This window comes from Streptomyces millisiae, from assembly GCF_031845425.1.
Classification (GTDB): Bacteria; Actinomycetota; Actinomycetes; order Streptomycetales; family Streptomycetaceae; genus Streptomyces; species Streptomyces millisiae.
The window spans coordinates 1-13,251 of sequence record NZ_JAVREM010000105.1 but is presented as its reverse complement, the minus strand read 5'-3'; the positions used below and the strand labels follow the sequence as shown (position 1 = coordinate 13,251).

At 74.7% G+C, this 13,251-nt stretch carries 11 protein-coding genes; 4 read left to right on the top strand and 7 right to left on the bottom strand.

What is annotated here, in order from left to right:
* Window positions 1–363: 363 nt before the first annotated feature.
* Both RNC47_RS34340 and lepA read right to left on the bottom strand, forming a co-directional pair.
* On the bottom strand, window positions 364–2,229 hold the full coding sequence (locus RNC47_RS34340; RefSeq protein ID WP_311604583.1) for an AMP-dependent synthetase/ligase: 1,866 nt from the start codon (window positions 2,227–2,229) through the stop codon (window positions 364–366).
* Between the two features lie 96 nt (window positions 2,230–2,325).
* Window positions 2,326–4,185: a translation elongation factor 4 gene (gene lepA / locus RNC47_RS34335; protein WP_311604581.1), complete on the bottom strand. Its 1,860-nt coding sequence runs from the start codon at window positions 4,183–4,185 to the stop codon at window positions 2,326–2,328.
* Between the two features lie 187 nt (window positions 4,186–4,372).
* On the opposite strand from lepA, the gene rpsT reads away from it, so the two are divergent.
* The gene (gene rpsT, locus RNC47_RS34330; RefSeq protein WP_132932388.1) at window positions 4,373–4,639 is read left to right on the top strand and encodes a 30S ribosomal protein S20; all 267 of its coding nucleotides are present in this window, start codon (window positions 4,373–4,375) and stop codon (window positions 4,637–4,639) included.
* Window positions 4,640–4,823: 184 nt separating this feature from the next.
* Here rpsT and holA read toward each other — a convergent pair whose 3' ends face one another.
* Window positions 4,824–5,810 (bottom strand): DNA polymerase III subunit delta, encoded by a 987-nt coding sequence (gene holA, locus RNC47_RS34325; RefSeq protein ID WP_311604579.1) that lies wholly within the window; start codon window positions 5,808–5,810, stop codon window positions 4,824–4,826.
* A gap of 58 nt (window positions 5,811–5,868) precedes the next feature.
* Between holA and RNC47_RS34320 the strand changes: the two genes are divergently transcribed.
* A complete protein-coding gene (locus RNC47_RS34320) occupies window positions 5,869–6,105 on the top strand; it encodes a hypothetical protein (protein ID WP_311604578.1) in 237 nt (78 codons plus the stop codon).
* Window positions 6,106–6,168: 63 nt separating this feature from the next.
* On the opposite strand, the gene RNC47_RS34315 is transcribed toward RNC47_RS34320, so the two are convergent.
* The gene (locus RNC47_RS34315) at window positions 6,169–6,981 is read right to left on the bottom strand and encodes a TetR/AcrR family transcriptional regulator (RefSeq protein ID WP_311604576.1); all 813 of its coding nucleotides are present in this window, start codon (window positions 6,979–6,981) and stop codon (window positions 6,169–6,171) included.
* A 196-nt stretch (window positions 6,982–7,177) separates the two neighbouring features.
* On the opposite strand from RNC47_RS34315, the gene RNC47_RS34310 reads away from it, so the two are divergent.
* Both RNC47_RS34310 and RNC47_RS34305 read left to right on the top strand, forming a co-directional pair.
* The gene (locus RNC47_RS34310; RefSeq protein WP_311604574.1) at window positions 7,178–8,368 is read left to right on the top strand and encodes a cytochrome P450; all 1,191 of its coding nucleotides are present in this window, start codon (window positions 7,178–7,180) and stop codon (window positions 8,366–8,368) included.
* A gap of 23 nt (window positions 8,369–8,391) precedes the next feature.
* On the top strand, window positions 8,392–8,598 hold the full coding sequence (locus tag RNC47_RS34305; protein ID WP_311604573.1) for a ferredoxin: 207 nt from the start codon (window positions 8,392–8,394) through the stop codon (window positions 8,596–8,598).
* A gap of 11 nt (window positions 8,599–8,609) precedes the next feature.
* On the opposite strand, the gene RNC47_RS34300 is transcribed toward RNC47_RS34305, so the two are convergent.
* The 3 genes from RNC47_RS34300 to RNC47_RS34290 form a co-directional block, all read right to left on the bottom strand.
* Entirely contained in the window at window positions 8,610–11,102 is a 2,493-nt protein-coding gene (locus RNC47_RS34300) for a ComEC/Rec2 family competence protein (protein ID WP_311604571.1), read from the bottom strand.
* Window positions 11,089–12,033 (bottom strand): ComEA family DNA-binding protein, encoded by a 945-nt coding sequence (locus RNC47_RS34295; RefSeq protein WP_311604570.1) that lies wholly within the window; start codon window positions 12,031–12,033, stop codon window positions 11,089–11,091. The genes RNC47_RS34300 and RNC47_RS34295 overlap by 14 nt, the downstream gene beginning before the upstream one ends.
* A gap of 97 nt (window positions 12,034–12,130) precedes the next feature.
* Window positions 12,131–12,976 (bottom strand): DegV family protein, encoded by an 846-nt coding sequence (locus RNC47_RS34290; RefSeq protein ID WP_311604568.1) that lies wholly within the window; start codon window positions 12,974–12,976, stop codon window positions 12,131–12,133.
* Window positions 12,977–13,251 lie beyond the last annotated feature (275 nt).

Sequence of the window (13,251 nt, the reverse complement as noted above, 5' to 3'; positions counted from 1 at the left end):
CTTTTACGCGCTGCGCGCGGTGCACGGCCCGCCAGGGCCGAGGGCCCGCGGCGGCTGCGCCGCCGGGCCACCCGGCCCCCGGCCGCGCGAGGCCACCCGCCAAGGGCGGGTGGGTGGGCGCGGCACGGCCGCAAGGCCGGCACGGCCGCAAGGCCGGCACGGCCGCAAGGCCGGCACGGCCACAAGGCCGGCACGGCCACAAGGCCGGCACGGCCACAAGGCCGGCACGGCCACAAGGCCGGCACGGCCGCAAGGCCCGGGCACCAGGCGCGCGGAGCGCGCCGGTGGCCCGGGCCGGCGGGCCGACGGCCGACGCCAAGCGCCAGCGAAGCCGCCCCTTCGGGGCGTTCGCCCCGCCAGGGGCTAGTCGTACATGGAGTCGATCAGCGCCGCGAACTCGCCCTCCACCACCGACCGCTTCAGCTTCAGGCTCGGCGTGAGGTCGCCGTGTTCGACGTCCAGTTCCCTCGGCAGCAGGCGGAACTTCTTGACCGTCTGCCAGCCCTGGAGGCCGGAGTTCAGCTCCTGCACGTAGCCGTCGACGAGGGCGATCGTCCGCTCGTCGGCCACGACCTGCGCGTAGCCGCCGGGGATGCCGTTCTCCTTGGCCCAGCCCATGATCGCCGCCTCGTCGAGCGCGATCAGCGCCGAGCAGAACTTCCGGCCGGGGCCCACCACCAGCATCGTGGAGACGTAGGGGCAGACCGCCTTGAACCGGCCCTCTATCTCGGTGGGCGCCACGTACTTGCCGACCGACGTCTTGAAGAGGTCCTTCTTGCGGTCGGTGATCCGCAGGTAGCCGTCGTCCGACAGTTCGCCGATGTCGCCGGTGTGGAACCAGCCGTCCGCGTCGAGGACCTCGGCCGTCTGCTCGGGCAGGCCGTGGTAGCCCTGCATGATGCCGGGGCCGCGCAGCAGGATCTCCTTGTCCTCGCCGATCCGGACCTCCAGGCCGGGGAAGGCCTTGCCGACCGTGCCGGTGCGGTTGGCGAGGCCCGGGTTGAGGAAGCTGGCGGCGGCCGACTCGGTGAGGCCGTAGCCCTCGAGGATGGGGAGTCCCGCGCCCTCGAAGAAGTAGCCGATGTCGGGCGGGAGCGCCGCCGAGCCGGAGACCAGGGCCCGGACGCGGCCGCCGAAGAGCTCCCGCAGCTTGCCGTAGACCAGCCGGTCGGCCACCGCGTGCTTGGCCCGCAGGCCCGCGGGGACGGTGGCCCGGCCGGTGCGCCGCTGGTTCTCCTGGGAGACGCGGCCGTACTCCTTGGCGACGGCGGCGGCCCACTGGAAGATCCGGAAGCGGGCCGCGCCGCCGGCCCTGGCCCGCATCGCCGCGCCGTTGTAGACCCGCTCGTAGATCCGGGGCACGCCGCACACGATGGTGGGCCGCACCACCGGCAGGTTCTCGACGATCTTGTCGACCCGGCCGTCGACGACCATCACGTGGCCGATCCTGACGTGCGCGGCGAGCAGCACCTTCCCGAAGACGTGGGACAGCGGCAGCCACAGGTACTGCACGTCGTCGGCGTGCAGCATGTCGATCGCCTCGATGGTGTAGCCCATGTAGGACCAGGTGTCCTGGGCGAGCCGCACGCCCTTGGGGCGGCCGGTGGTGCCGGAGGTGTAGATCAGCGTGGCCAGGTGGTCGCGGCGTTGACCGGCGATGGTGTCCTTGACGCAGTTGGGGTGCTTCTCCAGGTGGGCCGCGCCGCGCTCGGCGAGCTCGGCGAGGGAGAGCACCCAGCCGTCCGGGTCGCCCTCGGCCGGCACCGCGTCGGCGGACTCGACGACCACCACGTGGGCGAGGTCCGGGAGCAGGGACCTGCGCTCCCTGACCTTGGCGAGCTGCGCCGCGTCCTCGGCGATCAGGACCCGGCTGCCCGAGTCGGCGAGGATGTAGGCCGTCTCGTCGGCGTTGGTCTGCGGGTAGACGGTGGTGGTCGCGGCGCCGGCGCACATGATGCCGAAGTCCGCGAGGATCCAGTCCACCCGGGTACCGGAGGCTATGGCGACCCGCTCCTCGGGCCGCACCCCGAGCGCCATGAGCCCGGCGGCGATCGCGTGCACCCGGCGGCCGGTCTCGGCCCACGTGTAGGAGTGCCAGTCGTCGGGGCCGCCGGCGGTGGGCACCGGGTAACGCAGCGCCTCCCGGTCCGGCGTGGCCTCGACGCGCTCCTGGAAGATGTGGGCCACGGACGGCGGGCGCTTGTCGATCGGGAGCTCTTTCTCGGTCACAGACTTCCTCCGGGTGCCACGCTGCAACGGGGTGACCCACCAGTAACTAACGGGTGGCGATCAGACTAAGGGCCCGCACGCCCGGGCGTAAGGGGACTATTTCTTGTTCTTTCCCTCGCCGCCCTCCGAATCGGAGGAAAGCGCGGCGATGAACGCCTCCTGCGGCACCTCGACGCGGCCCACCATCTTCATCCGCTTCTTGCCTTCCTTCTGCTTCTCCAGCAGCTTCCGCTTCCGCGAGATGTCACCGCCGTAGCACTTGGAGAGCACGTCCTTGCGGATGGCACGGACCGTCTCGCGGGCGATGACGCGGGAGCCGATGGCGGCCTGGATCGGCACCTCGAACTGCTGGCGCGGAATGAGCTCGCGCAGCTTGGCCGCCATCTTCACGCCGTACGCGTACGCCTTGTCCTTGTGGACGATCGCGGAGAACGCGTCGACCTTGTCGCCGTGCAGCAGGATGTCGACCTTGACGAGGGCGGCGGCCTCCTCGCCGACGGGCTCGTAGTCGAGGGAGGCGTAGCCGCGGGTCTTGGACTTCAGGGCGTCGAAGAAGTCGAAGACGATCTCGGCGAGCGGCAGCGTGTAGCGCAGCTCGACGCGGTCCTCGGAGAGGTAGTCCATGCCCTGCATGGAGCCGCGCCTGGTCTGGCAGAGCTCCATGATGGCGCCGATGAACTCGCTGGGGGCGATGAGCGTGGCGCGCACCACCGGCTCGCGGACCTCGTCGATCTTGCCGGTGGGGAACTCGCTGGGGTTGGTGACGGTGTGCTCGGAGCGGTCCTCCATGGTCACCTGGTAGACGACGTTGGGCGCGGTGGCGATCAGGTCGAGGCCGAACTCGCGCTCCAGGCGCTCCCTGATCACCTCCAGGTGGAGCAGGCCGAGGAAGCCGACGCGGAAACCGAAGCCGAGGGCGGCCGAGGTCTCGGGCTCGTAGACCAGCGCGGCGTCGTTGAGCTGGAGCTTCTCCAGGGCGTCGCGCAGCGCCGGGTACTCGGAGCCGTCGATCGGGTAGAGCCCGGAGAACACCATGGGCTTGGGGTCCTTGTAGCCGCCGAGCGGCTCGGTGGCGCCGTTGCGCTGCTGGGTGACGGTGTCGCCGACCTTGGACTGGCGGACGTCCTTCACTCCGGTGATGAGGTAGCCGACCTCGCCGACCGCGAGGCCGTCGGCCGGGGTCATCTCGGGCGAGTTGACGCCGATCTCCAGCAGCTCGTGGGTGGCGCCGGTGGACATCATCTGGATGCGCTCGCGCTTGCCGAGCCGGCCGTCGACGACCTTCACGTAGGTGACGACGCCGCGGTAGGCGTCGTAGACCGAGTCGAAGATCATCGCGCGGGCCGGGGCGTCGGCGACGCCGACGGGCGCGGGGACCTGGCGGACCACCTCGTCGAGGAGCGTCTCGACGCCCTCGCCGGTCTTGGCGGAGACCCGCAGCACGTCGCCCGGGTCGCAGCCGATGAGGTGGGCGAGCTCGGCGGCGAACTTCTCGGGCTGGGCGGCCGGCAGGTCGATCTTGTTGAGCACCGGGATGATGGTGAGGTCGTTCTCCATGGCCAGGTAGAGGTTGGCCAGGGTCTGCGCCTCGATGCCCTGGGCGGCGTCGACCAGCAGGACGCAGCCCTCGCAGGCGGCGAGGGAGCGGGAGACCTCGTAGGTGAAGTCGACGTGGCCCGGGGTGTCGATCATGTTGAGCACGTGGGCCGTGCCGTCGTGCTCCCAGGGCATGCGGACCGCCTGGGACTTGATCGTGATGCCGCGCTCGCGCTCGATGTCCATGCGGTCCAGGTACTGGGCGCGCATCTGCCGCTGCTCGACCACCCCGGTCAGCTGGAGCATCCGGTCGGCGAGCGTCGACTTGCCGTGGTCGATATGCGCGATGATGCAGAAGTTGCGGATGAGAGCCGGGTCGGTGCGGCTGGGCTCCGGCGCGTTCGAAGAGATCGCGGGCACGCGGGGTCCTGTCGGGTCATGGCGGCGGTTCGTAGGGTCGCCCCCATGGTCCCATGCGTGGGCGGCTGGTACGGATTGGGAGCCCGCCGGGGGCCGCTGGTACCCTGGGCCGCTGGTGTGCGGGATCCCTCCGGGCTCGACCGGCACCGCATCGAAATCAACGTCGAACCTGCAAAGGCTCACATTCGTGGCGAACATCAAGTCCCAGATCAAGCGGATCAAGACCAACGAGAAGGCGCGGCTGCGCAACCAGGCCGTCAAGTCCGAGGTGAAGACCGCCATCCGCAAGGCGCGCGAGGCCGTGGCCGCGGGTGACTACGAGCAGGCCGAGGCCGCCCGCCGGGTCGCCGCGCGCAAGCTCGACAAGGCCGTCAGCAAGGGTGTGCTGCACCGCAACAACGCGGCCAACAAGAAGTCCGCGCTGGCCTCCCAGGTCAACGCGCTCCAGGGCTGACCCACCGGCTCACCGCCACCGGTCACGTCGAGCGGCCCCTCTCTCCGCTCCGGCCGGCTGGCGCGCACCAGGCACCGCGCTGATCCCAGACGTTCGCCACGCGGGTGCGGTGCCTCTTCGAACGATCGCCAGGGCCCCGAGCCCGCCCCTTCCCCGGGGCGGATCGGGGCCCTGACGCTTGCCGCTACCGGGAGCGGGCGGCGCCGGCGATGGCGACCACGGCCTTCTCCAGCGCGTACCCGGGGTCGTAGCCGCCGCCCTTGACCGCCGCGTCGGCGTCGGCGACGGCCCGCAGCGCCACGGCCACGCCCTCGGCCGACCAGCCGCGCATCTGCTGCCGGACCCGGTCGATCTTCCACGGCGGCATGCCGAGCTCGCGCGCCAGGTCACCGGGGCGCATCCCGCTCGGCGCGGACGCCAGCTTGCCGATCGACCGGACGCCCTGCGCCAGGGCGCTGGTGACCAGCACCGGCGCCACCCCGGTGGCCAGCGCCCAGCGCAGCGCCTCCAGGGCCTCGGCGGTGCGGCCCTCGACGGCGCGGTCGGCGACGGTGAAGCTGGACGCCTCGGCGCGGCCCGTGTAGTAGCGGCCGACGACCTCCTCGTCGATGGCGCCCTCGACGTCGGCGGCCAACTGGGCGCAGGCGGAGGCCAGCTCGCGCAGGTCGCTGCCGATGGCGTCCACCAGGGCCTGGCAGGCGCCGGGGGTGGCGCTGCGGCCGGCGGCGCGGAACTCGCCGCGCACGAACGCCAGCCGGTCGGCCGGCTTGGTCATCTTGGGGCAGGCGACCTCCCGCGCCCCGGCTTTGCGGGCCGCGTCCAGCAGGCCCTTACCCTTGGCGCCGCCGGCGTGCAGCAGGACGAGGGTGATCTCCTCGGCGGGGGCGGCCAGGTAGGCCCTGACGTCCTTGACGGTGTCGGCGCCCAGGTCCTGGGCCTGGCGGACCACGACGACCTTGCGCTCGGCGAACAGCGAGGGGCTGGTGAGCTCGGCCAGGGTGCCGGGCTGGAGCTCGCCGGGCGCCAGGTCCCGCACGTCGGTGTCCGGGTCGGAGGCGCGCGCGGCGGCCACCACCTGCTGGACGGCGCGGTCCAGCAGCAGCTCCTCCTGGCCCACCGCGAGGGTGACCGGGGCGAGCGGATCGTCGGCCTTGGTGGATCTGGCTGCCATGCGCCCCAGCATCCCACGCGGGTCCGACAGCGATCCGCGGGCCGGGCACAATGGCCCGATGCGACATGTGCTGGTGCTGCCGGACCGGGACGCCGCCGAGGAGGTGGCCGCCGAGCTGGCCGAACGCCTGGACCTCCCCGAGGAACCCCGCCCGGTCCGCGAGGCCCTGGCGGGCGAGGACGACGCCGAGGACGCCCAGTGGCTGGTGGTCCTCGAGGACGCCGCCCCCCACTGGGACCTACCGGCGCTCGCGGCACTCGCCGAGGCGCACGACGGCTGGCTGGAGCGGACCTAGGACCGACGCCCGACGCGGGACGGCACCTGGTTGGTGTGACGCGGCGGCCGCTCCCGGTGGGGGTCAGGGGGTGAGCAGCGGGGCGATGCCGTCGAGCAGGCGTTGGAGGGCGAACTCGAAGAGCCGGTCGAGGTCGGCGGCGTCGTCGGGGATCTGTTCGAGGGCCGCCAGGCGGGGAAAGCGTCGGCCGTCCTGTGGCCGGAGCGCGGCGGGGGCGACGCTGGCGCGCCAGTGGGCGAGCGTCGGGCCCTCGCCGCGCGCCGACTCGATCTCGCTGACCCGGAGCAGGCCGAGCCCCTGCACCTGTCCCAGCACGCTCTGGGCGATCCAGTGCACCGTGAGCGGGTCGAGGCCGTGGCCGTCCAGGGCGGCCATGGCGCGCTCGACCCCGGCCAGCACGCTCGGCACCAGCGGCGGCTGCACGGAGGCCAGGACCTGGAGGGCCCAGGGGTGCCGGGTGTACAGGGCCCACTCGGCGCGGGCGACGCGTTCCAACTCGGCGCGCCAGTCGCCTGGTCGCCGCTCCGGGGTGCCACTGGCGGCGTAGACGGCCTCGACCATCAGCTCGATCAGCGTGTCCTTGCCGTCGACGTGGTGGTACAGCGCCATCGCGCCGACCCCACAGGCCTCGGCCACGCGGCGCATGGACAGCGCGTCGAGACCCTCGGCGTCGGCGATCCGGACGGCGGCCCGCACGATGGCGTCCACGGTCAGGCCGCCGCCGGTCCGGGGCGGCACGGGCTCGGTCTCCGGCTCTGCCCGGGCCGCCTGCCGGGCCCGGTAGGCGCGGGCCTGGCAGGAACGGGAGCAGTAGCGGGGCGCGCGGCCTCGCGACTGCCGGGCGAACTCGCGCCCGCACTGGACACAGATCGGCATGGCGACCCCTTTTCGTCACGGTCTCCTGGTGTGACGAAAAGGTATCACGAGGCGAGGCACGATCCGGCCGTCGTTCCGCAATAGCTCCTGCTCAACAGGGACTTTGCCCGAGAATCGCGGCAGGACTGGATCCGGATTCGGCGTCGACTTTATGCTGTACGGAATAGGGTGTGTCCCGGACTCGAAGGAGCGCGCGATGACCGACGCCTTACCGCCCCCCGCACCGTTTCCCACCACCCGTGTCGACCCGCTTGACCCGCCCCCGGAGTTGGGACGGTTACGGGAGAGCCACCCGGTCAGCAGGCTGGCCCACCCGGACGGCTCGACCGGCTGGTTGGTGACCGGGCACGCGCTGGTGCGCCAGGTGCTGGCGGACCCGCGGTTCAGCTCGCGGACCGAGCTGCTGCGCTCCCCGGTCCGCGTCGACCCGCACGAGCCGGCCCCGCCGGGCATGTTCATCGGCATGGACGAGCCCGAGCACGCCCGCTACCGGAAGCTGCTCACCGGCCAGTTCACCGTGCGCCGCACCCGGGCGCTCGCCGCGCGGATCGAGCGGATCGTCGGAGACCGCCTGGACGCGATCGAGGCGGCCGGCCCGCCCGCCGACCTGGTACGCGCCTTCGCGCTGCCGGTGCCCTCGCTGGTGATCTGCGAACTCCTCGGCGTGCCCTACGACTTCCACGAGGACTTCCAGCGCTGGACCACGGCCATGGTCAGCACCGCGAGCAGCCCCGAGGAATCGCGGGCGGCCGAAGAGGCGCTGACCGCGTTCCTCGCCGACATCGTGGCCGCCAAGCGGACCACGCCGACCGACGACCTGCTCGGCGGGGTGATCGCCGCGGGCGGGCTGACCGACGAGGAGGCGGTGGGCATCGCGATGCTCCTGCTGGTCGCCGGGCACGAGACCACCTCCGGCATGCTGAGCCTCGGCACCTTCGCGCTGCTGCGGCACCCGGACCAACTCGCCCTGCTCCGCGCGGACCCCACCCTCGTCGACGGCGCGATCGAGGAACTGCTGCGGTATCTGAGCATCACCCAGTTCGAGGTGGCGGCGCGCACCGCGCTGGTGGACGTCGAGCTCGGCGGCCGGCTGATCCGGGCCGGTGAGCCCGTCACCCTGTCCATCCCCGCCGCCAACCGCGACCCGGCGGTCTTCGCCGACCCCGACGACCTGGACATCACCCGCTCCCCCAACGGTCACGTCGCCTTCGGTCACGGCGCGCACGCCTGCCTCGGGCAGCAACTGGCCCGCGCCGAGCTGCGCGTCGCCCTCCCCGCCCTGCTGCGCCGCTTCCCGCGGCTGCGTCTCGCGGTGGCGCCGGAGGAGGTGCCGCTCCGGCACCGGATGCCGATCTACGGCGCGCACCGGCTGCCCGTCACCTGGTAGCACCCGAAAGGAGGACCACGGACATGACCCGCATCCGCGTCGAGGCGGACCAGAGCCGCTGCGTCAGCACCGGCATGTGCGCCCTGCTCGCCCCCGAACTCTTCGACCAGAGCGAGCGGGACGGCACGGTACGCGTCCGCACCCCGGCACCGGACGACGGGCAGCGCGCGGCCGCGGCGGAGGCCGCGGCGCGCTGCCCGGCCGGCGCCATCCGGATCAGCGGCGGCTGAGATCTCGGCCGTCATGACAGACCTCGGCGGGCGGTGGCGCGCGGTCCTTCGGGGGTGTCGGCGACGGCCACCGCGCCGTGCAGGTCGGTCCGCAGCACGGTGACGCCGGCCGCCGCCAGGGCGGTGAGGGTGCGGGGGGCGGGGTGGCCGTAGGAGTTGTCCGCGCCGGCGGAGACCAGCGCGAGGTCCGGACTCAACCGGTCGAGAAGCGGCTGGTGCTGGTAGGCCGAGCCGTGATGGGCGACCTTGAGCACGTCGACCGCCGTCAGCTCCGGGTGCGCCGCCAACAACGCCTGCTGCGCCGGGGGTTCGAGGTCACCGGGCAGGAAGACGGTCAGCTCCCCGACCCGCGCCAGCAGGGTGACACTGGCGTCGTTGGCCGCCAGGCCGGCCGGGTCCCCCGGGGGCCACAGCACCCGCCAGGCCAGGTCGGGCCCCGCCGTGCCGGCCTGTCCCGGCACCACGGGGCTGACCGGGACGCCCGCCTCGGTCGCGGTCCTGTCGACGAACTCGGCCTGCTCCCGCTCCTCCCGCACGGTCGTCGTCCACACGGCGTCGACCCGCCGCCCCGCCAACACCCCCGGCAGCCCCGCCACATGATCGGCATGGAAATGGCTGAGCACCAGCAGCGGGACATGGGTGACCCCGAGGTCCCGCAGGCAGCGGTCGACGGCGGCCGGTTCCGGGCCGGCGTCGACGACCAGCGCGCTGTCCCCGCCGGCCGCCAGCACCAGGGCGTCGCCCTGGCCCACGTCGCAGGCGACCAGGCGCCAGCCGGGCGGCGGCCAGCCGGTGAGGACGCGGGGCAGCGGCGCCGGGCGGACCACGGCGACGAGCAGCAGCAGGGCGCAGAGCGCGGCGGGCCAGGGGCCGCGCGGCAGCCGGCGGGCCAGCACGAGCGCGGCCAGCGTGACCGCGGCCAGCAGGGCGGCGCCCCACCAGCCGGCCGGCCAGCCCAGCTCGGCGCCGGGCAGCCGGGCGCCGGTCCTGGCCACCCAGGCGATCCACCGGGCCGGCCAACTCGCCAGCCAGGCCAGTGCGCCGGCCGCAGCAGCGGAGAGCGGGGCGACGGCGAGCGCGGCCCAGCCGAGCACGGTGACCGGGGCGACGGCGACGCCGGCCAGCAGGTTGCACGGGATGGCGACCAGGCTGGTGCTCGCGGCGAAGACCGTGATCACCGGGGCGCACACGACGTGGGCGGCGGCCGAGGCGGCGAGGCCCTCGGCGAGCGCGGCCGGTGTCCGGCGGGCGCGCAGCGCCGCGCTCCAGCGCGGCGCGACGGTGAGCAGGGCGCCGGTGGCGAGGACGGACAGCAGGAAGCCGAACGACCTCGACAGGGTGGGCTCGTGGAGGATCAGCAGCAGCACGGCGCCGGCGAGCGCGGGCAGCAGCGAACGGGTGCGCCCGGTGGCCAGGGCGAGCAGCGCGATGCCGGCGCAGGCGGCGGCGCGCAGCACGCTCGGGTCGGGGCGGCAGACGAGCACGAAGCCGAGGACGAGGCCGCCGCCCAGGACGGCGGTGAGGCGCAGCGGAATGCCGAGCCGGGCGGCCAGGCCACCGCGCTCGGCCAGGGAGGCGGTGCCGAGCCGGCCGACCAGCACGCCGAGGACGATCGCCACCTGACTGCCGGAGACCACGATCAGGTGGGTGAGGCCGGTGGCGGCCACCGCCTCCTCGAGATCGGGCGCCAGGGCCGCGTCGTCGCCGATGACCAGGGCCGGGAGCAGGGCGGCGGCGTCGCCCGGCAGCCCGGCGGCGGCCTCCCGCAGACCGTCCCTGAGCCCGGCGGCGGCACGCTGCGCCGCGCTCGGCCCGCCGACGACGGCGGGCTCACCCGCCTCGGAGACCCGCAGCACCGCGGCGAACTCGGCGGCGCGCCCGGGCATCGGGCGGTCGGCCAGCGCGGTCAGGCGCAGCCGGGTGGAGGGCAGCAACTCCAGCCAGTCGGCGGCCCGCTCGGCTCGGACCACGACCAGGACCGGGGCGCGGACGGCGTGTTCCGCGCCGCCCTCGACATGGACCCGGGTGGCCTCGGCGGCGAACAGCACGGGCCGCTGCTCGTCGGCCGCCGCGCCCGGCCGGGCGGCGGCCCGGCGCGGGTCCTCCGTGAGCTCGGCCTCGACGGTGACGGACCGGCCGGCGAGCGCCGGCCAGGGGGCGGCACGGAGGGTGGCCACGTGCAGCCCGGCCACGCTGCCGCCGGCCGCCGCGCAGAGCAACGCCAGGGCGACGGCGGCGGTCAGCGACCCGCGCCGGCGCCGGGCGCGCCGCCCGCGCCACAGCAGGGCGCAGGCCAGCAGGCAGCAGCCGGCCACGCCGAGGGCGGTGGCGCGGCCGCCGGCGCCGAGGGCGAGCGCGGCGGCCGCCCAGGCGGCGCAGGCCGGGCCGATCAGCCGCAGGTCGGTCGGGGCCGCCCGCCGCGCGTGGGGGTGGGAGGCGCCGAGCCGCCCGCCGGTGGCGGCGTGCACCGGGTGCCGGCGGGCGGCGGCCTCAGAGCGTGACACGGTCCCTCAGATCGGCCAGCCGCCGGTCCCCGATGCCGGAGACCTCGCCCAACTGCTCGATGGTGGTGAACCCGCCGTTGCTCTCCCGGTAGGCGATGAGGCGCTCGGCGAGCACCGGCCCGATGCCCGGCAGCTCCTGGAGCTGCTCGGGGGTGGCGGAGTTGATGCTGACCTTGCCGCCGGCGGCCGGGGACGGGCCGGCGGCGGGCGCCGCCTGTGGGGCGCCGACCAGGATCTGCTCGCCGTCCACCAGCGGCCTGGCCCGGTTGAGCCCCTCGGTGTCGGCGCCCGGCGCGCTGCCGCCGGCCGCCTCGATGGCGTCGGCCACCCGGGAGCCGGCGGGCAGCGAGTAGATCCCCGGCTCGGCCACGTCCCCGGCGACGTCGACCACCAGGGGCGCGGCGCTCGGCGAGGGCACCGCGACCGCCGCCGACGACTCGTCGGGAGCGGCCGGGGGCTCGGCGGTGGCGACGGTGACGGACTGCGGGCGGCCGGTCCAGAAGTGGTGGACGGCGAAGCCCGCCGCGACCAGCAGCAGCACGCCGAGCGCGGCCAACGCCCGCGGTTCGAGCCCGCAGCGGCCCCGCAGCCACAGCGGCCACCGCTCCCCGACGGCGAGCCGCGCCCGCCGCCAGGCCGCGAGCCGCTCGCCGGGCGCCACGTCGCGGGGCGGCGGGTCGTCGGGTGGCGGGCCGTCGGGTGGCACGTCGTCGGCGCGGGCTCGCGGCACCACCCGCCAGCCCTGCGCCGGCACCGTCAACGGCCCTGTCGCCCAGGTCAGTTCGGGCGAGAACAGCGCCTCGGCCCGCGCCCGCAGCGCGGCCTGCCGCTGGGCCCGCTTGCGCCCCGGGCCACTGCGGCCACCGTCGCCAGGGCCTCGTCCCGCCGCCGGGCCTCCGGTCCGCGCCGTCCGTCTGTTTCTCGTCTCCATGTGCCGGACGGTAGAGCCGATTTCTGGGGCACGGGGGAAGGCGGCGGATTCCTGTGGACGACCGGGATGTTGTGGATAACTCGGTCACTCGTGTGGGTTAGCGAGGGGCGACCACCGCGCCGAGCAGTCCGGGTCCGGTGTGCGCGCCCAACACCGCGCCCACCTCGCTGACATGCATCTCCACCAGCCCGGGCAGCCGCTGCCGCAGCCGCTCGGCCAGCGCCGCCGCCCGGTCACCCGCCGCCAGGTGGTGAACGGCCACGTCCACGGGCCCGCTGCCCGCGTGCTCGACCGCCAACTCCTCGAGCCGCGCTATGGCGCGCGAGGCGGTGCGCACCTTCTCCGTCAACTCGATGCGGCCGTCGGCCAGTTCGAGCAGCGGCTTGACGGCGAGCGCGGAGCCGAGCAGCGCCTGCGCGGTGCCGATCCGGCCGCCGCGACGCAGGTGTTCCAGGGTGTCCACGTAGAAGTAGGCGCGGATCGCCTCGGCGCGCTTGCGCGCGCACGCCACGGCCTCGTCGAGGGACGCGCCGGTGGCCGCCGCCTCGGCGGCGGTCAGCACGCAGAAGCCGAGCGCCATGGCGACCACCCCGCTGTCCACCACTCGCACCGGGATCGGCGACTCGCGGGCGGCGAGCAGCGCCGCGTCGTGGGTGCCGGAGATCTCGGCGGACAGGTGCAGCGAGACGACGCCCTCGGCGCCGGCGTCGGCCGCGGCGCGGTAGGCGGCGGCGAAGGTCTCCGGGCTCGGCCGGGAGGTCGTCACGGGCCGCCGCTGCTGGAGCGCCTCGGTGAGCCGCCGCGTCGAGGTCTCGGTGCCGTCCTCCAGCGCCTCGTCGGCGAGCACGACGGTCAGGGGCACGACGGTGATGTAGTGGCGGACGACCGCCGCGGGTGGCAGATAGGCGGTGGAATCCGTGACGATGGCGACAGAGCGGGGCATAGACGCGAGCGTACCGGCCCTGGCGGGCCGGAAGGTCACCACGGTCTTGAGGGCGGCGGCCTCCGCGGCCGGCGCTGCGCGCCGGGCTTTTCCCCCACCCACCCGCCCTTTTCGCGCGCTGCGCGCGGGGACGGCCCTGCGGGCCGGGCCTGCGGCGGCTGCGCCGCGCGGTACCCGAGCGCTCCGCGCCGGGGGTTACGCCCACCCACCCGCCCTTTCACGCGCTCCGCGCGAGGGGGCGGCTGCGCCGCCCCCTCGCGCGGAGCGCGTGAAAG